The following is a 23,857-nucleotide window of genomic DNA, read 5'->3' as shown; positions in this document are numbered from 1 at the left end:
AGATTGCCACATCACTACGTTCCTCGCAATGATATGGTTGGGACGGGGTTAGGAGGCCATTAATTATTTGCAAACTGCAATATAAATGCCGAGCCTTTGCCCTCGGTGGATTGTACCTGGATATTGCCTTTATGCAGCAGCATTATCTGTTTACAAAGGCTCAGGCCAATACCACTGCCCGTTTTGCGCGTACTGAAAAAGGGGATAAAGATCTTGTCCAGCAACTCCGGCGGCATGCCCAATCCATTATCCGTTACTTTAACAAGTGTACGGTTATTGCTTTGCACCTCGGCAGATAGGGTTATGCGCGGTTCGTCCCTGTCCTTAACCGCTTCAATGGCGTTTACAAGCAGGTTTATCATCACCTGGTCTATCAGGTTGATATCGGCCTCTATGGCCAAAGCCGGGTCTCGCAGGATGATCTCCAGCTCGATATTCTTTTTCTCTAAGGTTGGACGCATCAGGCTGTTAAGGTTCTCGAACATGTTACGCACCAGTATCTTGTTCAGGTCGAGCTTAGTTATCTTATTCAGGCTGCGATAGCTTTCAGTAAATTTAAGCAGGCCCTCGCTGCGGCGTTTGATGGTATCGATACCTAACGATATATCCTCCAGGTCAACACCCTCTAAATTTTCGGTTATATCCGGGCTTTGCAGGCGGTTTTTCAAGGTATCGGCCAGCGACGAGATAGGGGCAACCGAGTTCATGATCTCGTGGGTCATCACATTCAGCAATTTCGACCATGCCTTTGATTCGGTTTCGTCCAAGGCCTCACTCACGTTCTGGAAAGCGATAAGTTTGTACATCTTTTCGTCGCTGCGCATAATGCTTGCGGTAACAAGCATTTTTATCTGCTGCTGATCGCGCGTAATGGTTAATACTTTAGAATCGCCGGGTTTAAGCTTCACTACATCCTTGTATAAGGCCGGTTCGCGTTTTTCAAGCGAGTGGATGGTTTTTAAATAAGGGATACTTATCAGCGATTTAAAAGCTTCGTTTATCCAGCTTATCTCGCCGGTTTCCTGTTCGTAGCTTAAAATACCGGTATCAACCAGTTCTAAGATCTTTTGCAGGTAATGGTATTGGGTTTCGCGTTCGCGACTGATGAGTTTAAAGGTGGTGTTAATATCGTTAAAACCCTTGCGCAGGGGCTTTAACTCATTAGGTGCCTTACGCACATCAAAATGGCGCGAAAAATCACGGTAGTGTATAGATTCTACAAACTGGTTAACCTCGTCCTGCGCTTTCTTGTTAAAGCGGATCAGGTCAAGCACCGAGTAAACTACCAGCGGCACGGTTATTACATTGTATAAATAATTACTGCCGCCCAACAGCAAAAATGCCGTAGCCGTAACGGCAGCAAATAAAAAAAGCACGCGCAGCACCAGCCGCCATTCGTAACGGTTAAATATCATATTTACTTAATCTGCGGTATAAGGCGGTACGTGTTAAACCTAACTCTTTGGCGGCACGGGTAATGTTGCCGTTATGCTTTTCAATAACACGCAGTATCGCGTTCTTTTCTAATGTGCTCAGCTGTATATTATCATCATCTATTATACTTTCGCCGGGTGTTTCCAATATCGAGAAGATGAGGTCGTCGGGCTTTAGCATGGGGTCGTCGGCCATAATTACGGCACGCTCTATAGTATATTGCAGTTCGCGCACATTGCCGGGGTAATTATACGCGCGCAGTTTCTGCAGCGCCGCGGGCTCAAAATCCATTGATGGTTTAAGGTATTTACTGCTGTACAATTTGGCGAAATGCCTGGCCAGTATCACAATATCCTCGGCACGTTTACGCAATGGCGGCATATTTATCTCTACCGTGTTGATGCGGTAGATCAGATCCTTACGGAATTTGTTTTCGTTGGCCAGTTCGGCAAGTGGTACGTTTGTAGCACATATCAGGCGTATATCAATATCAACAGCTTTGTTTGTACCCAAACGGGTTACCTGCCTGTTTTGCAATACGGTTAACAGCTTGGCCTGCTGCTGCAAACTGATGTTCCCAATTTCGTCAAGGAAAAGGGTGCCGCCTTCGGCTTCCTCAAACCGGCCCATGCGGTCTTCGCGGGCATCGGTGTAAGCGCCCTTTTTGTGCCCGAACAGTTCGCTCTCGAATAGCGAATCTGTTAAAGCGCCCACATCAACCTTTATAAACGGTTTAGCTGCCCGTAACGACCGCTCATGAATGGCTTTCGCCATCAGGTCCTTACCGGTACCGTTCTCGCCCAGTATCAGGATATTGGCATCCGTAGGGGCTATTTTATTTACCTTATGGAAAATATCCTCCATCACCTCAGAATCGCCCAGTATTGATGTTTGCCCGGACCCACCCTTAACCGATGCCTTGATGGTTTTGCCGTCGCCTTCTTTTTTATCAAGCAGGTCTTTTATAGTATCTATCAGTTTCTCGTTGTGCCATGGTTTTACCACAAAATCATTGGCGCCCTCTTTTAACGATCGTACGGCCAGGTCGATATCGCCGTAAGCTGTTATCATTATCACGCAAACGTTGGGTTTCCACTCCTTTATCTTACGCAGCCAGTATATCCCCTCGTTACCGGTGTTAATGGCGCTGTTAAAGTTCATATCAAGCAGCACCAGGTCAACCTGGTTACGCTGTAAAAGCCAGTTCAGGTTTTCGGGGTTCTTTTCGGTGATAATTTCGTGGGTTTCTGTTTTAAGCAATAACTTAACTGCCGTAAGTACATCGGGGTCATCGTCAACAATTAAAACAGTCGCTTTTTTTAGTATCATTTATCGTTGGTAATTAGTTCAGGGTGTGATAGATCAGCATACTTTAAAGTACTGCTAAATACCCATGCAATTTAATATTTTGATACGAATTATCGTACCAATTGCCTTATATTAAGTATAATATTGATAATCAACTATGAGCAGTAAACTATGGGCTGCCGGCCCAAAAAACACACTGTATCATAACCGAACACATGCTGTAACAGAAGCGTACGGTGCAATATTGTGTTTTATGCATAAACAATTGAAATACAGCAATTTAATTTGTGGCATGTGTTTTTGTATCCAATAACAAAATATTAATAAATTACAGTGGACAGAGTTATACAAAAAAAGAAGTGGAGCAATAAGCGCCTGATGACCATAGCCGGTATTGCAGGTGTGGTAGCTTTAGTTGCCGGCAGTATTATTTTTACATCGGGCAAAAGTAAATTGAATGTAGATACCGAGCGTATCACTATAAGCGAAGTAAAAAAAGGCGCTTTCCAGGAGTTTATCCCGGTTAATGGTGTAGTAATGCCGTTAAATACCATTTTTCTTGACGCGGTAGAAGGCGGGCAGGTTGAAGAGAAGTTTGTAGAAGATGGCGCCATGCTAAAAAAGGGCGACCCTATTTTGAAACTAAGCAACGTAGACGAAGAGCTTAGCCTGGCATCGCAGGAATCGGCGGTATTTGGCGAGCAGACACAAATGCAGATAGCGCATAACAACGCGCAGCAAAATACGGTTACCAAGCTTAACCAAATGGCCGAGGTTGACAATGCCTTTAAAGAAGCCGAACGCGTTTACCTGCTTGATAAAAAACTTTACGACCAAAAAGCGATTGGCTTACAGGAATATCAGTCGGCAAAAAATGCTTACGATTACGCGCTGCGCCGCAAACGCCTTACCACGCAAATATTAAAACAAGATACCGCGCTTACCATACAGCAGGAGCAGCAGGCAAAAGAACATTACGCGCAAATGAAATCGGCGTTAACACTGATGCGTAAAAAGGTTGCCAGCTTAACCTTAAGGGCGCCTATCGACGGGCAGCTAACATCATTAGATGCCGAGGTTGGCCAAAACAAAAACAAAGGCGAGCACCTGGGCCAGCTGGATGCGCAAAACGGCTTTAAGGTACAGGTTGATGTGGAAGAACACTACTTGTCGCGGGTGTATGCAGGTTTAAAAGGCGATTTTAGCTTTGCTGATAAAACCTATAAGCTGGTAATTAAAAAGGTTTACACACAAGTTACCAGCGGGCGCTTTAAAGTTGATATGCAATTTGAAGGCGAAGTGCCAAAAGGGATTCGCAAAGGGCAAACCTTGCAGATCCGTTTAGCGCTAAGCGACGAAACTACAGCATTGTTATTACCTAAAGGCGGTTTTTACCAGCAAACAGGTGGTAACTGGATATTTAAAGTAAGCGATGATGGTAAAACTGCCTACAAGGTTGATATACAAATAGGCCGTTACAATACTGATAATTACGAACTATTGAAAGGATTAAAACCCGGCGATAAGGTAATTACATCCAGCTACGAGAATTATGGCGACATACAGGAACTGGTACTTAAGAAGTAGCAAAACATTGTAACCTTCTTATAAAGCATGCGTCTTGTATAAGAAAACGGAAAAGAAAAACTAATAAAAATATAAATCACAATTAACAAAAAGGCTGCTGCGCGAAGGCGCGGAAGCTGGGGAGGCCAAATGATAAAAATTACAAATCTTGAAAAGTTTTACCGCACCGAAGAGGTAGAAACCATTGCATTGAACAAGCTTACAATGGAAGTTAACACAGGCGAATTTGTGGCCATTATGGGGCCATCAGGTTGCGGTAAATCAACCTTGCTTAACATCCTGGGCATGCTTGATGATCCGGATGAAGGCAGCTATGTATTTAATGGTATTGAGGTGGCGCATTTTAACGAACGCAAACGTGCCGACCTGCGCAAGCACAACATTGGCTTCGTTTTCCAGAGCTTTAACCTTATTGATGAGCTTACCGTGTTTGAAAACGTTGAACTGCCGTTGATATACACCGGCGTAACCGCATCAGAGCGTGTTAAAAGGGTAGAAGAGGTGCTGGATAAAATGCAGATAATGCACCGCCGTAACCACTACCCGCAGCAATTATCTGGTGGTCAGCAGCAGCGTGTGGCTATTGCCCGTGCGGTTGTTAATAAACCAAAACTGATACTTGCGGATGAGCCTACCGGTAACCTGGATAGCAGCAACGGTAACGATGTAATGGAACTGCTTACAGATTTGAACGAACAGGGTACAACCATTATAATGGTTACCCACTCCGAGCATGATGCCCGTTACAGCCACCGCATTATCCGCTTATTGGATGGCCAGACTGTGATGGAAAACATCATGGTTTAATACCCGCTTTTTAGTTTAATTAATATAGTTAAGTGTGCCTCCTGCCTGCCTCTCCGCCCTCATACGGCGGAGGGGTTTGCTTGAGAATTGCCTTATAATTGGCATCGCCATGTTTAAAATTATGGGGTGAGTAGTGTCAACGAAACGGTAATAACCGTTAAACAGTAGCTTTTAAGGTTTAATTTTTTAAACAAAATATCATGTTAAAAAGCTTCATTAAGGCCACCTTCAGGAGCCTGACAAAAAACAAAGCGTATAGCTTTTTAAATATATTTGGGCTGGCCATAGGCATAGCCTGCGCCTCGCTTATTTTTTTATGGGTAGAGAACGAGGTTAACTACGATTCAACCCACCTCAAAAAAGACCGCATCTATCTCGCCCGCGAGAATCAAAAATACGATACTTACATTTTTACCCATTCATCAACCCCAGGTGTAATGGGGCCGGCCATACAGGCCGAACTACCCGGCATTGCCAACACCTGCCGCAGCAATGAAGGCACAGAGTCGCTATTATTCGGTGCAGGCGACAAACCCGTTTTCGCCAACGGCAAATATGTAGAGCCATCATTTTTCAGCATCTTCACACTGCCTTTTGTGCAGGGCAATCCCGCTACGGCATTTAAGCAGCTTCGCTCTGTTGTCATCACCCAAAAAACCGCTAAAAAATTCTTCGGGAACGAAAAAAATGTGCTTGGCAAAAGCATCCGGGTTGATAATAAGCAGGATTATATTGTAACCGGTGTATTAAAAGATATCCCCGCCAACTCTACCATACAGTTTGAATGGCTGATGCCATTCCAGATCTACTGGGATAAAAGCCCATGGTTAAAAAGCTGGGGTAATAACTCGTTAAGTACTTTTATTGAATTAAAGCCCGGCATAAACCCCGAAACTTTAAACAAACAATTATACGGCTTTATTCAAAAACGCGAGCCCAGCTCACTGGGCCGTGTATTTTTATTCAGCATGAACGACTGGCACCTGTACGATGATTTTAAAGATGGCTTTAAAACAGGCGGCGGCCAAATAGAGTATGTAAAGTTATTTACTGTAATAGCGTGGATAATCCTGTTCATCGCCTGTATCAACTTTATGAATCTTGCCACCGCCCGCAGCGAAAAACGCGCCCGCGAAGTAGGCGTGCGTAAAGTATTGGGTGCCGGTAAAGGCTCGCTGGCCATGCAATTTATTGGCGAGGCTGTATTCATGTCGGTTATGGCGGCGTTTTTCGCGGTTATCATTATCGCGCTTGTTTTGCCAGCATTTAATACGCTTGTTCAAAAACAATTGGTGGCAGGGTTTGATAACCCATATCATATTATCGGGCTGGTTGCTATAACACTTACCTGCGGCCTCATAGCGGGCAGTTATCCATCGTTGTATTTGTCATCTTTCAACCCGGTAGCGGTGTTAAAGGGCCTTAAATTAAAGGATAGCGGCGCCGCCTATATCCGCAAGGGTTTGGTGGTGATGCAATTTACCGCCTCGGTGATCCTCATCATTAGTACTATAATTGTTTACCAGCAAATACAGCATGTAAAAAGCAGGCAATTAGGGTTTAATAAAGATAAATTGTTAGAAATTAGCCTGCAGGGCGATATGGCAAAAAACTTTAATGCCATTAAGCTCGATCTGCTTAACACCGGCTACATCCAAAGCGTAGCCTTATCAGATCATGAGATAATTTACGGCGGCAACAACACTTCGGGCCTTACCTGGGATGGTAAGCCCCCCGGTTCTGAAGTGCTTATATCGCAGCGATATATTACACCCGATTTTTTTGACGCTACCGGCCTTAAGTTGATAGACGGGCGTAACCTTACCGCAATGGATACCAACTCTAAACCAATTGCCATGATTATTACACAAAGCATGGCCAAATTAATGGGTAAGGGCAGCGCGGTAGGTAAACGTGTACACGGCGAGCGCGATACCACATCGGCCGTAGTGGTTGGCGTGGTGAACGATTATGTATATGGCAACATGTACGGCAAGCCCGATCCGGTGATGTTTTTTAGTACCGACCCGGTACATACAACCATGATGTACGTACGCATTAAGGCGCAGAAGGGTATCGAAAGTTCGTTGACTGCCGTGCAGGACGTTTTAAAAAGGGATAACCCCGCTTATCCTTTTAATTACCGCTTTGTAGACGACCAGTTTAACCAGATGTTCCAAAGCGAAATGCTGGTGAGCAGGTTATCGAGGGTGTTCTCGGCATTGGCTATCATCATATCATGCCTTGGCCTGTTTGGCCTGGCAGCTTACACAGCCGAACGCAGGGTAAAAGAAATAGGCATCCGTAAAGTATTGGGTGCAAGTGTATCGGGCCTTGCGGGCTTATTATCAAAAGATTTTTTACAACTGGTTATTATATCGTGTGTAATAGCCTTCCCGGTTGCCTATTGGGTAATGCAGGGCTGGCTAAAGGGCTATCAATACCATATCGAGATACACTGGTGGGTGTTTTTGGTATCAGGTTTAGCGGCAATGTTCATCGCGGTGGCAACCATCAGTTTCCAGGCTATAAAGGCGGCGTTAAGTAACCCGGTGAAGAGCTTGCGCAGTGAGTAAGGGTTAGAGATTAGTGATTAGTGATTAGTATTTAGAGTTTACCTTTTAGGATTTAGAATTTAAATTATACATCATGTTTAAAAACTACATAAAAATAACCTGGCGTAACCTGATGAAAAACAAGGGTTTCACCGCCATAAACATTGCCGGCCTGGCGGTTGGTATGGCAAGTGCAGCCCTTATTTTGTTTTGGGTGCAGAATGAGGCCAGTTACGACCAGTTCCACGCCAATAAGAACCGCCTGTACCAAATGTATAACAAGTCGGTTTTTGATGGTAAGCTATGGTGCTGGGGCACTACGCCCAAGCCCATGATGAAATCGCTTAAACAGGATTATCCGCAGGTAGAACAAGCCGCCCGCATTTCGGGTGGCGCGTTTTTATTTACCGTGGGCGATAAGCGCCTTACCATCCCCGGAAACTTTACCGACCCCGATTTTCTTACGATGTTCAGTTTCCCGCTGATAAAGGGCGATCCGAAAACCGCATTGAATAGTATGAACAACATTGTACTTACCGAAAAAACCGCTAAAAAACTTTTCGGTAATGATAATGCGATGGGTAAAACCATTAAAATAGATAGCGTTGATTACTTTACAGTAACCGGCGTAATGAAAGACCTGCCAAACAACACCCGGTTCGATTTTGAATACCTGTTGCCGTGGTCGTACTGGGAAAAGCTAAACAAGGGCGAAGATAAAAACTGGGGCAACAACTCAACAAACACTTACGCGCTGCTAAAACCCGGTGTTACCGAAGGTTATATAAACACCAGGATAAAAAATATCACCCGCACACATTCGGATATTAAGGATATTGATGTGTTTATGCACCCTGCTACCAAATGGAGGCTGTATTCAAAATTCGAGAATGGCAAAATAGCAGGAGGGCGTATAGATACCATTAAGTTGTTTAGTATCATTGCAGTATTTATCCTGCTTATCGCATGCATCAATTTTATGAATTTAAGCACCGCCCGCAGCGAGAAACGCGCCAAAGAGGTGGGGATACGTAAGGTGGTGGGTGCATCAAAGGGCAGCCTGATAACGCAATTTTTAGGCGAGTCGATCATGATCGCTTTTATAGCCGGAGCGCTTGCATTAGTAATTATCCAGCTATCGCTGCCGGCGTTTAACACCCTTACCGAAAAACAATTATTTATACCTTTTAACAGTGCGCCGTTCTGGATGATAGTCCTCTCGTTCATACTGTTTACGGGTATGGTATCTGGGAGTTACCCGGCCTTATACCTATCGTCGTTTGCACCTGTAAAGGTATTAAAAGGCACGTTTAAAGCTGCTAACGCGACATTTTCGCCTCGTAAAATATTGGTGGTGACACAATTTTGGTTTGCAATTGTACTTATCATATCAACAATAATTGTAAAGCAGCAACTTGATTATGCCCAAAACCGCGATACAGGCTATAAAAAGGACAACCTGGTTTACACCTTCATGTCGGGCAATATCGAAAAGAATTACGCGCTTATCCGTAACGAACTGATAACAAGCGGTGCCGTAACCGCGGTTACCAAAACCAGCGCGCCCATGACCGAAGGCTGGAGCGATTCGTGGGATTTTAACTGGCAGGGAAAAGACCAGAATGCAAAAATAGATTTCAACATGTTTAATGTCGACGGTGATTTCAGCAAAACCATGAACCTTAAAATTCTGAAAGGCCGCGATATCGATATCAAAACTTACCCTTCAGATTCGTCGGCGATTTTGGTAAACGAGGCTGCAGTAAAGATCATGAACTTTAAAGACCCCATTGGCCAGATAGTTATACGCGACAGCCATAAACTTGTTATTGTTGGGGTTGTGAAAGATTTTATCCTGCAATCGCCTTACGAGCCGGTTAAACAAATGATTATACAAGGGCCAAGCGCATGGTTCAATGTTATACATTACAAGCTTAACGATAAAAACACAACAGCCCAAAACCTTAAACTGGTAGAGGCTGTGTTTAAAAAATTTAACCCCGATTATCCTTTTGATTATCATTTTATTGACGATGAATACAGCAAAAAATTTGCAAGCGAACAGCAAATAGGCACATTAGCCTCGCTATTTGCAGGCTTAACCATATTTATATCGTGCCTTGGCTTGTTTGGCCTGGCTACTTACATGGCGCAAAACCGTATTAAGGAGATTGGCGTGCGCAAGGTTTTAGGCGCATCGGTGCTGGGCGTTACCACCATGCTGTCAAAAGATTTTCTGAAACTGGTAGGTATAGCTTTCGCGTTTTCGGTGCCGGTTGCATGGTATTTTATGCATGGCTGGCTCATGAAATACTCGTACCGTATCGAGATAAGTGTATGGGTATTTGCCATCGCGGCATTTTTAACTACCCTTATATCTATTATAACGGTGAGTTTCCAGGCTGTTAAAGCCGCGCTGGCAAACCCGGTTAAAAGCTTACGAAGTGAATAAGTCAGTTAGTGACTTATTGAATTATTGAATTAGTGATTGACTTTTCTTCCTCTTTTAGGATTTAGAGTTTAGAGTTTAAAATTATGATACGAAACTATTTAAAAACCGCCTGGCGCAACATATTGCAAAATAAGTTTTACGCTACCATTAACGTTGCCGGATTAACCGTTGGCCTTGTTGTTGGCCTGTTCATGTTGCTATGGGTGCAGGATGAACTGAGTTTTGATAAGTTTAATTCTAACGCTAAAAATATATACAAAGTTGGTATAGTTGGCGGCACGGGTATCAGCAAACAGATATTTAATAACATTATAGCCCCGGTAGCAACCTTTGCAAAAAACGAGATCCCCGAGGTAAAGGATGCTGTGCGCATCATGTCAATTGGCGACGCGCCTTTCAAATACAAAGACAAGGTGTTTTATGAAAAGGATTTTGCTTTTACCGATCCGTCGTATTTTACAGTATTTGATTTTAACCTTATCAGGGGCGATGAACAAAACCCATTCCCTGACAATAATTCGCTGGTGATCACCGAAAGCACTGCCAAAAGGTATTTCGGTAACGAAGACCCGATAGGGAAGGTGGTGATGATGGGGCAAAACGAACAGTGTAAGGTAACCGGTGTAATACGTGATTATCCTGAAAATTCGAGCTTTCAATATCATGTGTTGCTACCCATATCAAGGTTTAACGACCTTGCTTATATTAAAAACAAAAAGACCTATGACAATAAAACCATTGTATCGTCAATGGATGCCGATTGGTCGAACTTTGGTTTTCAAACCTATCTGCTGCTTAAGAATAGTGATGTAAATACTGTTGCGCTTGAGAAAAAGCTGCAGGCCATACACGAGCGTAACAAGCCCGAAGATGCACCTGTACCGTACCTTACCCAGCCGCTGCTAAAAATGCACCTGTACAAGGCCGACGGCACCGACGGTGGTATGTCAACCGTAAGTACGTTTGCTATTGTGGCTTTAATGATACTGGTAATTGCCTGTATCAACTATGTAAACCTGTCTACAGCGCGTTCTATGCTGCGCGCCAAAGAAGTAAGCATGCGTAAAATAATAGGTGCAGGCAAGTTTCAGCTTTTTATACAGTTTATGGTAGAGACCGCGCTGCTGTTTATGATAGCCGCCGTTTTTGCTTTTGTGCTGATGATCGTATTGCTGCCAAACTTTAACCAGTTTTCGGGCAAGCAAATAGCTTTAGACCTGTCTAACTACAACATATGGCTTTGTATCATCCTAACGCTTGTTGGTACGCTGGCTGCATCCAGCATTTACCCGGCATTGCTGTTATCATCCTTTGAGCCGTTAAAGGCGCTTAAGGGCAAAATATCTGTAAGTATAGGTAATGTGGCTTTCCGCAGGATCCTGGTTGTGCTGCAATTTTCGGCATCAATCATCCTTATTATAGGCACATTGGTTATTGGCAACCAGTTGAGATTCATCCGCGATAAAAACCTGGGTTACGATAAGGAGAACGTGTTCTCTTTTACAATGCGTAACAGCATGCAGCAGCATTTTGATGTGGTAAAAACCGAACTGCTTAAAAACCCTGCGGTGCTTTCTGTAACCCGTGCGGGGCGCGATATTATTACAGGTGGCATGTCTACCGGGGATAACGACTGGGATGGCAAACCGGCTAATTCCAACATGTGGTTCAACCAGATCTACGCCGATAAGGACCTGATCCCCTTTTTTAACATGAATATTGTTGAGGGCGCTAATTTTAAAGGCGTAGTTGCCGACTCCATACACTTTTTAATAAATGAAACCGCCGTAAGGGAAATGGGGCTTAAGGACCCTATAGGTAAACGCCTGCGCGTGCAAACCCGTAACGGAACGATCATTGGCGTGGTTAAAGATTTTCATTTTACAACCATCCATAAAAAAATAGAACCAGCGGTATTCCAGTACCAGCCCAATTACTGCTGGAAGGTTTATGTAAAAACCACCGGTCGGGATGCGCAAAAAGCTATTGCCGCCGCGCTTACAACCTGGAAGCAATACAATAACGATGTGCCGTTTAACTATGCTTTCCTGGATGAAACCTACGATAAGCTTTACACCACCGAACAAAAGCAGGGGTCGTTATTTAACCTGTTTGCCACTATCGCCATTGTTATATCGTGCCTGGGCTTATTCGGGCTGGCAACTTACTCAGCCCAGGTAAAAACCAGGGAAATAGGCATCCGCAAGGTGCTTGGCGCAAGTGTGGCCAAGATCATCAGCCTGCTGGCAGCCGAATTTATGGTGCTTATCATCATTGCTATATTTATTGCCATGCCGGTAGCCTGGTTTGCCATGAACAGCTGGCTGCAGGATTTTGCCTATAAAATTAACATAGGGTGGGTAGTGTTCCTGTTTGCAGGGGGCGGCGCCACACTAATTGCGCTGGCTACCATCAGCATACAATCGGTTAAAGCCGCGCTGGCCAACCCGGTAAAGAGTTTAAGAAGCGAATAATTAACCATCATCATTGGGTCATTGAGTCATTAGGTCATTATTTAGGCTAACGACTCAATGACCTGATGACTCAATGACCTGATATATCATGATAAAAAATTACATTAAAATCGCGTGGCGAAATCTTGTCAGGAACAAGGGGTTTGCCATCACCAACATTTTGGGGCTTACCATCGGGATGATATGCACCATCTTCATTTTTTTATGGGTTAAGGACGAGGTAGCCTTTGATAAGTTCCATAAAAACCACGATAATATTTACCAGGTAATGGCCACGCGCGATTTTAAGCCAACCATTTTTACCGACCCTAACATGGTGCTGCCACTTGCTAAAACGCTTGAAGGCGGCAACCCGCAGATAGTACGTACGGCGGTTACTTCGCACCAGGAGTCGCACCTGGTAGAATACAATAATATCAAGCTAAAAAAAGATTTGTATGTAGCAAGCGAACAGTTCTTTAATATCTTCACTTTTAAGGTACTTAAAGGCAACCCGTCCGAAGCGTTAAAAGATCCTAAATCCATCATCATAACAGAATCGGCCGCTAAGGCATTTTTTGGCAACGACGAGCCCATGAATAAAATGGTGAGGATAGACAACCAGCAAAGCTACAAAATAGCCGCTGTTTTCGCCGATCCCCCGGGTAACTCTACCTTTAAGTTCGATTTCATCCAGCCGTTTGATTACAATTCAGATTATGTAAAGAACCGCATGAAGGAATGGGGCGGCTCATCGCACAACGTTTTTGTTCAAACTACGCCCAATGCCAACATGGCTGCCGTTGATAAATACATTGATAAGATAAAACACGACCATTCTAAAGGCGATAAGATAAGCACTTACTACACCTTCCCCATGAATAAGTGGCACCTGTATAGCGAGTGGAAAGATGGTAAAAACGTAGGCGGGATGATAGAATATGTGCGCATGTTTACCGTTATCGCCATCATTATCCTGCTGATAGCCTGTGTTAATTTTATGAACCTGAGCACAGCACGGTCTGAAAAACGCGCTAAGGAAGTTGGCATCCGTAAAACTTTAGGATCTGATAAAAAGCAGCTCATTACGCAGTTCTTTTTCGAATCTATTATACTTGCGCTGATAGCCTTTGTGCTGGCCGTGGCATTTGTTTACCTGTTAATGCCGTTATTTAATACGCTGGTAAGTAAAAACCTGCACCTTGCTATCTTCGAGCCGTTCTTCCTGATAGGTTCGCTCATTATCATACTGTTCACAGGGGTAGTTGCGGGTAGTTATCCTGCCTTGTACCTATCGTCATTTAACCCGGTTAAGGTGCTTAAGGGCACGTTTGCCGCGGGTAAAAGCGCGGTGTTGCCAAGGCGTATACTGGTGGTAGGCCAGTTTGTAATGTCGATACTGTTGATATCGGCTACTATTATTGTTTACCAGCAGATCCAGCATATTAAGGACCGCAGCATTGGTTACAACCCCAACAACCTGGTGATGGTGCCATCATCAAGCGATATTGATAAAAACTACGCTGCCATTAAGCAGGATTTACTGAACACCGGCTTAATTGGAGCGGTTACCCGCACTTCGTCGCCCATCACACAGATCTGGTGGAAATCGGGCTCGCCTGATTATGCCGGTAAAGCCGCCAATGGCGATATCATCTTTTCGGGGTTAAACGCCGATGTGGATTTTACCAAAACCATGGGCATTAAAATATTGCAGGGACGCGATTTTAACAAAACCCCTGGCGATACCGCGGTGATGCTGATAAACAAAGCCGCTGTTGAGGCCATGACACTGAAAAACCCGGTTGGCATGGAAATGAATTACGGGCGTAAGTTTACCGTTGCCGGGGTTATAGATAATATAGTAATGGCATCGCCTTACGACCCGGTAGAGCCCCTGATGATCTATTACGACCCCAACAGCTCCAGCATGATAGATATCCGTTTAAAAAATGGCGTGAACCCGCAGGCTGGTATTAAAGCGTTGGAGCCTATATTTAAAAAATACAATCCCCAAAACCTGTTCGAGTACCAGTTTGTAGACCAGGAGTTTGGCAAAAAATTCGTAACCGAAGAACTGATCAGCCGCATAACTAACATATTTGCAGGGCTGGCCATCTTTATCTGCTGTATAGGTTTAGCCGGGCTGGCATCATTCACCATCGAAAAACGCTTCCGAGAGATTGGTGTGCGCAAGGTGATGGGCGCATCGGTAAGGCAACTGTTGATGCTGATATCAACCGAGTTTTTAAAATTGGTAGTGGTAGCATTTGTTATAGCGGTGCCGTTAACCTGGTATTTGATGAGTAACTGGCTGCAAAAATACACCTACCACATCAGCATAAGCATTTGGCTTTTTGCCGCAGTTGGCGTACTGATATTACTTTTAACCATGATAGTGGTAAGCCTTAACACCATGAAGGCAGCACTGGCTAACCCGGTTAAAAGTTTGCGTAGCGAATAACCGTCATTGTGTCATTGGGTCATTAAACATGACAGGAATGACTCAATGATCTAATGACTCAATGAAATAAAAATCATGTTGAAAAACCATTTCAAAACCGCGTGGAGGAATTTTTGGAAACACAGGGTAACCGGCTTTATAAATATTGCCGGTTTATCTGTTGGTATGGCTGCCGCTGTGCTCATATTTATATGGGTACAAAACGAGCTGAGCTTTGATACGGCCACGCCCGGTGGCGAAAACATCTTCCGTATCAAAAACTATCTGTCGTTAGATAAAAACACCACGTGGGTATGGGATAATTCGCCCTACAATATAGGGGAGGCAGCTGAAAAACAATTGCCCGAAGTGGAAGCCGTGGCCCGCATTAAGCCAATTAATTACGCGCCGGTATATTTCAATATAAACGGCGAGTTTTTCCCCGAAGAAAATGCTGCTTATGTTGACAGCGGCTGGTTTAATATGTTTAAAGGCGATTTTGTAAGTGGCAATAGCACGGCGTTTAACCAGCACCCATTCAGTATCATATTATCAGAAAGCAAGGCCAAAAAATATTTTGCCAACCAGGATGCCATAGGCAAAACCATCCGTATCGACTCTAACAACTACCAGGTGCAGGCCATTATAAAAGACGCGCCGGCAAATTCGAGCTTTAGGTTTGGTGTGTATATACCGGTAGCTGCCCGGCATGCCGATCTGAAACAAAGAGAGAACGAAATGCAATGGGGTAATTTTTATTACCTAACCTTTTTAAAGTTACATCCCGGCGCCAACCAGAAAAAGGTAACAAACAAAATAAAATTAATACTGGAGGAAAACCGCAAAGCGAAAAACCTGGAGATAGGTTTAACGCCACTGGCGGCCCTCCACTTTGAAAGCGACCTGCAAAACGGCAGCCTTATTCATGGCGATAAAAAGGTGGTATTCATATTTATAGTACTTGGTGCACTGTTGCTGCTTATTGCCTGTATCAACTATGTTAACTTAACCACGGCGCGGGCCAGCCTGCGGGCAAAAGAGGTAAGCATCAAAAAAATAGTAGGCGCGGGGCGTAAACAACTTTTCGCCCAGTTTGTGGCCGAATCGGCATTGATAAGCCTGATGGCGCTTGTTTTAACCGTGATCATTATAGCGGCCTGCCTGCCCGCGTTCAGCAGCTTTACCGAGCGTAATTTTACCTTATCGGTTAGCTCGGGTTACTTATGGGCTATTCTGTTGCTTACCTTATTGGCAACCATCGTATTGAACAGTATTTACCCGGCAATGCTGTTATCATCGTTTAAACCGCTTAATATCTTCAGGGGATCAAGCGTGCTGCGCTTAAAAGATACCTCGCTGCGCAAAGGGCTGGTTGTGCTTCAGTTTACGTTCTCTATCTTCCTGATAGTAGGGGTAATAACCATTTACCGCCAGCTGGCTTTTATCCGCACCAACAACCCCGGGTATAACCGCGAGCAGGTAATGTCGTTTGGCATCTCTTATAAATTGCTTAAAAAGTATGACGATGCTAAACGCGCGGCGGTAATGGCAACCATCAAACAAAGCCTGTTATCGCAGCCGGCTATTGAGGCGGCATCACTCACCAGTCTCCAATCCATAGTTAACGAAGAAGGGCAATCATCAGGCAGCAGTAACGATTGGGATGGTCGCCCTGCCGATTTTGTACCGCCAATTTCGTTTTTCAGTGTAGACCGGGATTATACTAAAGTGGTAAACCTTAAAATTGCCATGGGCAGGTGGTTTTTGCCGGGTAATGACGACAAGCGCAATGTGCTACTTAACGAAACCGCGGCAAAAGAATTTAATCTGCATAAACCATACGTAGGCCAGCGTTTTACCGCCGGGGGTGATACAGGGCAGGTGATCGGTATTGTTAAAGATTTCCATTTCCGCAGCATGCACGATAAGATCAGCCCGGTGGTTATTAAAACTGCCGACGAGTATTGCAGCAATTTTCAATTGAAAGTGGTAGCCCATAAACAGGCAGAAGCGATTAAAAATGTAGAAAAGATATGGAAGGCCAACTTCCCCGGCGAGCCGTTTGCTTACCGCTTTGTAGACCAGGATTTTGATAAGCTGTACCGTGATGATGCCAAATCATCCGGGCTGATGTCGGTATTTGCGGTTGTGGCGGTTATCATATCCTGCCTTGGCTTATTTGGTTTAGCAGCCTTTACCGCCGAGCAGCGCGGTAAGGAGATAGGCATCCGCAAGGTGCTGGGCGCAAGCGTATCGGGCATTGTGTCGCTTTTATCGGTAGATTTTATTGTGCTGGTAATTGTGGCCCTGCTAATTGCCTCGCCATTAGCCTGGTGGCTGATGAATATATGGCTGCGAAACTTTGCCTACCGTATTGATATGCAATGGTGGGTATTTATACTGGCCGGCGTAATATCGGTACTGATAGCCTTTGTAACCGTTAGCTTCCAGGCCATTAAGGCAGCTATAGCCAACCCTGTGAAGAGTTTACGTTCGGAGTAGTGATTAGTGATTAGTGATTAGTGATTAGTGATTAGTGATTAGTGATTAGTGATTAGTGATTAGTGATTAGTGATTAGAGGGAATGCCATATCACATCGTTTGTTTTGTTTTTTTTTTAAACTAATCTCTAATTAATCAGTGTCTGATCTCCAGCGACAACTAATCTCTAATCACAAGTCTCTAATCTCTAAACCCCAACTGTATCATAACCGAACATACACTGTTACGCTTACGTACGTATTGCCAAATATATAATTGAGTTAATTGGTTGATAATTAATTTGTTATATGTTTGGCATTTTTTTTAACTTATCAGGCCAAACCACATCGCCATGATCAGCAATTATTTAAAAATAGCCTGGAGGAACCTGCAAAAACATAAGGCTTTTTCGTTCATCAACATCTTCGGCCTGGCAATGGGCATTGCTGCCTTCTGGTTAATTACTTTATACGTTACCGATGAGTGGAGCTACGACCGCTACAACACCAAAGCCGACCGCATTTTTCGCGTGGTGCAGCACGGACAATGGAACGGCGGTAAATTCGACCTGGCGGTTACCTCGCCGCCATACGCGCCGACACTGAAGGCAGAGTTTCCGCAGGTGGTTGATGCTATAAGAATAAACGCTGAAGGTGGCGGCAAGATCACTACAGGCGATAAAAGCATAAGCGAAGGCAGCATGCTGTTTACCGAGAATAGCATTTTCAATATATTCAGCTATCAATTTTTATATGGTGATGATAAAACTGCTTTGGCAAAACCACAAACCATAGTACTCACCAAAACCCTCGCAGAAAACCTTTTTACCAATGCATCAATCGCCACAGGCAAAACCATATTAATTGACAGCCAGCCCACAACCGTTACCGGGGTAATAGCCGATGTGCCGGTAAACTCTCACTTTGGTTTTAAGGCCCTGCGTGCTTTCCCTGCCGACTATAAAGCCAACGATAACAAATGGGGCATGGGTAATGTGTATACCTATGTACTGCTGAAAGACCACGATAGCTACAAACAAATAGAAGCAGCCGGCGATGCGTTTTTTAATAAGCATGTTAAACAAGACCTTGGAGACATGAAGTTTGTGATGGAACTGCAGCCCCTTACGGATATACACCTGCGATCGAACCTGAGCTACGAGATCGGCTCCAATGGTAATATTACTTATGTTTATGTGTTCAGTTTAACCGCTTTGCTGATACTGGTTATCGCCATTATCAACTATGTAAACCTTACCACGGCGCGGTCATCTATCCGCATCAAAGAAATTGGGGTGCGTAAGATAATAGGATCGGGCCGCACACAGCTTATGGTAATGTTCTTTGCCGAGTGTATCCTGCTTACCTTTATATCTACTTTATTAGCCGCGGCCATTATCCAGTTTGCGCTGCCATACTTTAACCATCTATCCGGCAAAAGTTTAGTATTACTACAATTTGGTACGGTAAAAACCATCTGCATATTTATTGGCTTTAGCTTGCTGGCAGGCGTATTAAGCGGTATTTATCCGGCGCTTTTCCTTTCCGGATTTAAAACCATACCGGCCATGAAGGGCCAGCTGGGCAACCAGCTATCAACCATACTTTTCCGTAAATCGCTGGTGGTATTCCAGTTTGTTATCACCATCGTAATGATAGCCGGATCATGCGTTATCTACCAGCAATTAAACTATTTCCAAAAACGCGACCTGGGCTTTAACAAGGCGCAAACGCTTACTTTCCACATCAATAACCGCGAGGTACGCGGCAAGGTGGATGCCATAAAACAACAGCTGCTGCTAAACCCAAATATCGAAAGTGTTGGCGTAGCGGGTAACCCAATCGGCAACAACAATATAGGTGGGGGCGACTTCAACCTCGGCCCGGATGGCAAGGCTACTTCCGAATCGAAAATGGTACAAAACCTGCAGGTAGATGAAGATTTTATCCCAACCCTGCAAATAAAAATGGCAGGCGGCCGCAATTTCTCGAAGGACGTTACCACCGATGTTAAAGACGCCATTATTGTAAACGAAACATTGGTTAAGGAACTGGGCTGGAAGGATGCCGTTGGCCGCCGTGTACGCACCGGAGTTGATGAGCAGGGCAAAATTATAGAGCAAACCATTGTAGGTGTGGTAAAGGATTTTAACACCTACTCGTTACAGCACAAAATAAGCCCGATGGTATTAAATATGCCATCGCAGGCAAATGATAAGGATAACTTGTATGTGCGTATTGCGAGGGGCAATGTACAGGCATCGTTAGATTACATCAGCAAAGTGTACAGCACTTTTGATATCGAGAACAAAGCCGAGTTCCATTTCCTCGATCAAAACTTTGCCGCCCAATATCAAACCGAACAAAAACAGGGTACTATCCTGCTGATATTTACCATACTGGCCATCAGCATAGCTTGTTTGGGTTTGTTTGGCCTGGTTACTTTTACTGCCGAGCAGCGTGTTAAAGAAATAGGCATCCGCAAGGTGCTTGGCGCAAGTGTGGGCAGCATTGTAAGCCTGCTATCAACAGATCTGATGCGACTGGTTATTATAGCAACGCTTATTGCATGCCCTATAGCCTGGTTTGCCATGGATAAATGGCTGCAGGATTTTGCCTACAAGATTAGTATCAACTGGTGGGTATTCCTGTTAGCAGGCGGCAGCGCGGCCTTAATAGCGCTTATAACAGTTAGCGTACAATCTATAAAAGCGGCATTAACAAACCCGGTGAAGAGCTTGAGAAGCGAATAGCTGATGGTTAATAGTTCATAGTGAAGCTGGCGTGAACTATGAACTAAATACTAACATCATGCAACCTATAATATAAAAAAGTGGTCTTGTATTAAACTCAAAACAATTATGAAAAAGTATTTCCTTTTATTATTAATGGCATCGCCGGTTTATCTTGCTTCGGCACAGGACAGGGAAACGCCTTATTACACCCGCTCGTTAGCAAATGATGGTATTAAAGCCGTATTTGTAAACACCAGCGGCGGCAGTATTTCGGTAAGTGGTGCAAGTACCCAACAGCCGCATATTGATGTTTATGTGGTTGGCAATAATAACCAAAACCTTACCAAGGACGAGATCAAAAAACGCCTTGAGGAAGATTATATCCTGGATATCAATATCCAGAACGGCGAACTGCATGCAACCGCTAAAAGCCGCCGTAACAACATGAACTGGAGGCGGTCGTTAAGCATTGGTTTTAAAGTTTATGTAAATAAGCAAACCACCACCAACCTAAATACCAGCGGCGGCAGCCTGCACCTGGATAACCTAACCGGCAACCAGAATTTTGAGACCAGCGGCGGCAGCATTCATGCTGATGGTTTAACCGGGATAATAAAAGGTCAAACCAGCGGTGGCAGCATCCATGTATCAAACTGTAAACCCGATATCGACCTGGAAACCAGCGGCGGCAGCGTTACTGCCGATAACTGCAGCGGTAAGATCCGTTTAGAAACCAGCGGAGGATCGTTAAACCTAACCGACCTTAAAGGCACTATTAAAGCTACAACCAGCGGCGGCAGTGTAAGGGGCAATAATATTGATGGCGAATTGGTAACAGGCACATCTGGCGGCAGCGTAAACCTTATGGCTATGGCCGGCAGCGTTGATGCTTCTACAAGTGCGGGCAGTATGCACGTGCAAATGCTGCGCGTAGGCAGCTATGTGAAAATTGATGCCAACTCGGGCCATGTAGACCTGCAATTGCCAACAAGCCAGGGCGTAGATGTCGACCTTCGTGGCAATAACGTAAATTTTAACATCAACGGCAAATTTGAAGGCCATAAAGAAAAAGAACGGGTTACCGGTAAAGTAAACGGTGGTGGGTCGCTGGTTGAAGTACGCGGCGACGGCACCGTTAATGTAAACACTAAATAATACGCTTCAATAAAATACAAGGTATATGTTAAAGAATTATTTTAAAATTGCCTGGCGCAACATAGCCAAGCATAAAGGATTTTCGTTAATTAACGCAGGCGGATTGGCATTGGGCATGGCAAGCTGCCTGCTTTTGCTGCTTTATGTATCGTACCACTTAAACTATGATAAGCAGTTTAAAAATATCGACAACATATACCTTGTTGAAAATAACCAGCCCGGCGATGGCAAAATCTACACCTTCGCGGCTACACCACGCCTGGCAGCGGCAACCATTAAAACCGAAGTGCCCGATGCGGTACGCGCGGTAAGGGTTATTACCTATACTGCCGAAGGCTTGCTTACCTATAAAAACAACAGCTTTAAAAAATCGGGGCTTTTTGCCGATGATGGTTTCTTTGATATATTCTCGTACCATTTTATAAAAGGCACAGCGGCAAGCGCTTTAAAATCTCCAAATTCTATCATCATCACGAAAAAACTGGCTAAAACCCTTTTTGGCGATGAAGACCCGATGAATAAGATAGTAAAGCGTAACAACCAGCTGCCTTTAACGGTTACCGGCGTTATTGATGACCTGCCCGCAAATGCCAGCTTCCAGTTTGAATTTGTTTTACCCTGGGTGATGTTTGAAGATGCTAACCCATGGGCCAAAAATGGTGGATGGGGAAGCAATTTTGCACGTACCGTGGTACAACTTAAAAACCCATCGGCATTAGCACGCGCCAACGGCATTATGAAAAACATGGTTGAAAGGCATAACGATGGTAATAAAAACCAGTTGTTCCTTTACCCATTCAGCAAGCTGCACCTGTATTCGGAGTTTGTGGATGGCAAACCTGTAGGGGGGATGATAAGCCAGATAAAACTATTTATTACGCTTGCATTTTGTATTTTACTGGTTGCCTGTATAAACTTCATGAACCTGAGCACCGCCCGGTCTGAAGAACGCGCCAAAGAGGTAGGTATCCGCAAGGCTATCGGTTCAAACAGGGCATCACTGGTAAGCCAGTTCATTGCCGAGTCGGTTATCCTTTCGTTACTTTCTACTGCAATTGCCATAGGTATAGTAATTGCATCGCTGCCTTACTTTAATAATCTGTTGGGCATACAACTGGCCTTACCATACACCAGTTTGCCTACCTGGCTTGCCATATTAGGCATAGGCTTACTTACCGGCATACTTGCCGGGAGTTACCCTGCGTTCTACCTGTCTTCTTTCGAGCCTATTAAAGTACTTAAAGGGGTATTTAAGGGAGGGGGTTCGGCCTTGCCAATACGTAAAGTACTGGTGGTTTTGCAATTTGGTTTAGCCGTATTTTTAATAACCGCCACCATTTGTATCTACCGCCAGATAAAATTTGTGCAGGAAAAATCGGCGGGGTTTGATAAGAACAACCTGGTTGAGATCCCTATTGAAGGCGACCTGCAAAAAAATACCGAAGTGCTTATTAATCAGTTAAAAACATCGGGCGCGGTTACCAACGCTTCTGTGTTTTCGCAAAGCATTACCGAAAACGGAAACAATACATGGGGCGTAAGCTGGCCCGGAAAACGCGATGACGAGACCATCTTGTTCGACGTGTTTAGGGCGGGTAACGATTTTACCAAAACCGCCGGCGTTAAATTATTAAGCGGTCGGGAGTTTTCGCAGGCTTACCCGGCCGATACTGCCGGCAAAACGGTTATGCTAAACGAATCGGCTGCCAAAGTTATGAAGCTTAAAAGCCCTATTGGCACACTTATAAAATGGGGCGATACCGAGCTTACGGTAGTGGGTGTGTATAAGGATTTTGTATGGGGATCGCCATACGAAAAAACCCGCCCCATGTTAACGCAGTATGGTGGTAATAGCGGCGCTACCATTGATCTGCGCTTAAATCAAAACAGAAGCATTACGGCCAATATCGAAACTATAAATAAGGGCTTAAAATCGCTTAATCCGGCTTACCCGCCAACTATAAAATTTGTAGACAGTGATTTTGAGAAGAAATTCCAGAACGAAAAGTTACTGGCTACACTGTCTAACCTTTTCGGTGGCCTGGCTATTATCATATCGTGCCTTGGCTTGTTCGGGCTGGCCGCTTATGCCGCCGAGCAAAGGGTTAAGGAGATAGGTGTACGCAAAGTGCTCGGCGCAACGGTATTTAATTTAACCACGCTGCTTTCAAAAGATTTTTTAATGCTGGTGGGTATTGCCATAGTTATAGCGGTGCCTGTATCTGTTTGGGCCCTAAATAAATGGCTGCAAAAATTTGAGTACCGCATTACCCTAAGCTGGTGGATGCTGGCTTTGGCAGGTTTAATTACCGTAATTATTGCCATAGCCACGGTTAGCTATCAGGCCATAAAGGCAGCGTTAGCCAACCCGGTGAAGAGTTTACGTTCCGAATAAATTTGTCATTAGGTCATTTAGTCATCAGGTAATTTTTAGACCGGTAATGACTC

At 44.4% G+C, this 23,857-nt stretch carries 12 protein-coding genes; 10 read left to right on the top strand and 2 right to left on the bottom strand.

Annotated elements, in window-relative coordinates; translation table 11 throughout:
- Positions 1–59: 59 nt before the first annotated feature.
- Together EWM62_RS03135 and EWM62_RS03130 are read right to left on the bottom strand one after the other, a co-directional pair.
- Positions 60–1,415, bottom strand: coding sequence for a sensor histidine kinase (locus tag EWM62_RS03135; protein ID WP_129875170.1), 1,356 nt, complete (start codon positions 1,413–1,415; stop codon positions 60–62).
- Positions 1,405–2,763: a sigma-54-dependent transcriptional regulator gene (locus EWM62_RS03130; RefSeq protein WP_129875169.1), complete on the bottom strand. Its 1,359-nt coding sequence runs from the start codon at positions 2,761–2,763 to the stop codon at positions 1,405–1,407. Before EWM62_RS03130 ends, EWM62_RS03135 begins: the two co-directional genes overlap by 11 nt.
- Before the next feature lie 312 nt (positions 2,764–3,075).
- On the opposite strand from EWM62_RS03130, the gene EWM62_RS03125 reads away from it, so the two are divergent.
- The 10 genes from EWM62_RS03125 to EWM62_RS03080 all read left to right on the top strand — a co-directional run bounded on the left by EWM62_RS03125 (position 3,076) and on the right by EWM62_RS03080 (position 23,804).
- Positions 3,076–4,329 (top strand): efflux RND transporter periplasmic adaptor subunit, encoded by a 1,254-nt coding sequence (locus EWM62_RS03125; protein ID WP_129875168.1) that lies wholly within the window; start codon positions 3,076–3,078, stop codon positions 4,327–4,329.
- Positions 4,330–4,458: 129 nt separating this feature from the next.
- A complete protein-coding gene (locus EWM62_RS03120; protein ID WP_129875167.1) occupies positions 4,459–5,136 on the top strand; it encodes an ABC transporter ATP-binding protein in 678 nt (225 codons plus the stop codon).
- Positions 5,137–5,336: 200 nt separating this feature from the next.
- Positions 5,337–7,712: an ABC transporter permease gene (locus EWM62_RS03115; protein WP_129875166.1), complete on the top strand. Its 2,376-nt coding sequence runs from the start codon at positions 5,337–5,339 to the stop codon at positions 7,710–7,712.
- A 73-nt stretch (positions 7,713–7,785) separates the two neighbouring features.
- Entirely contained in the window at positions 7,786–10,143 is a 2,358-nt protein-coding gene (locus EWM62_RS03110) for an ABC transporter permease (protein ID WP_129875165.1), read from the top strand.
- A gap of 83 nt (positions 10,144–10,226) precedes the next feature.
- Positions 10,227–12,617 (top strand): ABC transporter permease, encoded by a 2,391-nt coding sequence (locus EWM62_RS03105; protein WP_129875164.1) that lies wholly within the window; start codon positions 10,227–10,229, stop codon positions 12,615–12,617.
- Positions 12,618–12,705: 88 nt separating this feature from the next.
- Entirely contained in the window at positions 12,706–15,060 is a 2,355-nt protein-coding gene (locus tag EWM62_RS03100) for an ABC transporter permease (protein ID WP_129875163.1), read from the top strand.
- Positions 15,061–15,135: 75 nt separating this feature from the next.
- Positions 15,136–17,541 carry an ABC transporter permease gene (locus EWM62_RS03095; RefSeq protein WP_129875162.1) on the top strand — a complete coding sequence of 802 codons (2,406 nt, stop codon included), beginning with the start codon at positions 15,136–15,138 and terminating at the stop codon, positions 17,539–17,541.
- Between the two features lie 331 nt (positions 17,542–17,872).
- Positions 17,873–20,272 carry an ABC transporter permease gene (locus EWM62_RS03090; protein ID WP_129875161.1) on the top strand — a complete coding sequence of 800 codons (2,400 nt, stop codon included), beginning with the start codon at positions 17,873–17,875 and terminating at the stop codon, positions 20,270–20,272.
- Between the two features lie 108 nt (positions 20,273–20,380).
- Positions 20,381–21,409 (top strand): DUF4097 family beta strand repeat-containing protein, encoded by a 1,029-nt coding sequence (locus EWM62_RS03085; RefSeq protein ID WP_129875160.1) that lies wholly within the window; start codon positions 20,381–20,383, stop codon positions 21,407–21,409.
- 25 nt (positions 21,410–21,434) lie between these two features.
- A complete protein-coding gene (locus tag EWM62_RS03080) occupies positions 21,435–23,804 on the top strand; it encodes an ABC transporter permease (protein WP_129875159.1) in 2,370 nt (789 codons plus the stop codon).
- Positions 23,805–23,857: the final 53 nt, after the last annotated feature.

This window comes from Mucilaginibacter terrigena (assembly GCF_004168255.1).
GTDB lineage: Bacteria > Bacteroidota > Bacteroidia > Sphingobacteriales > Sphingobacteriaceae > Mucilaginibacter > Mucilaginibacter terrigena.
Note: the sequence above shows the minus strand (reverse complement) of the source record. Positions and strands in the feature narration are given on the sequence as shown.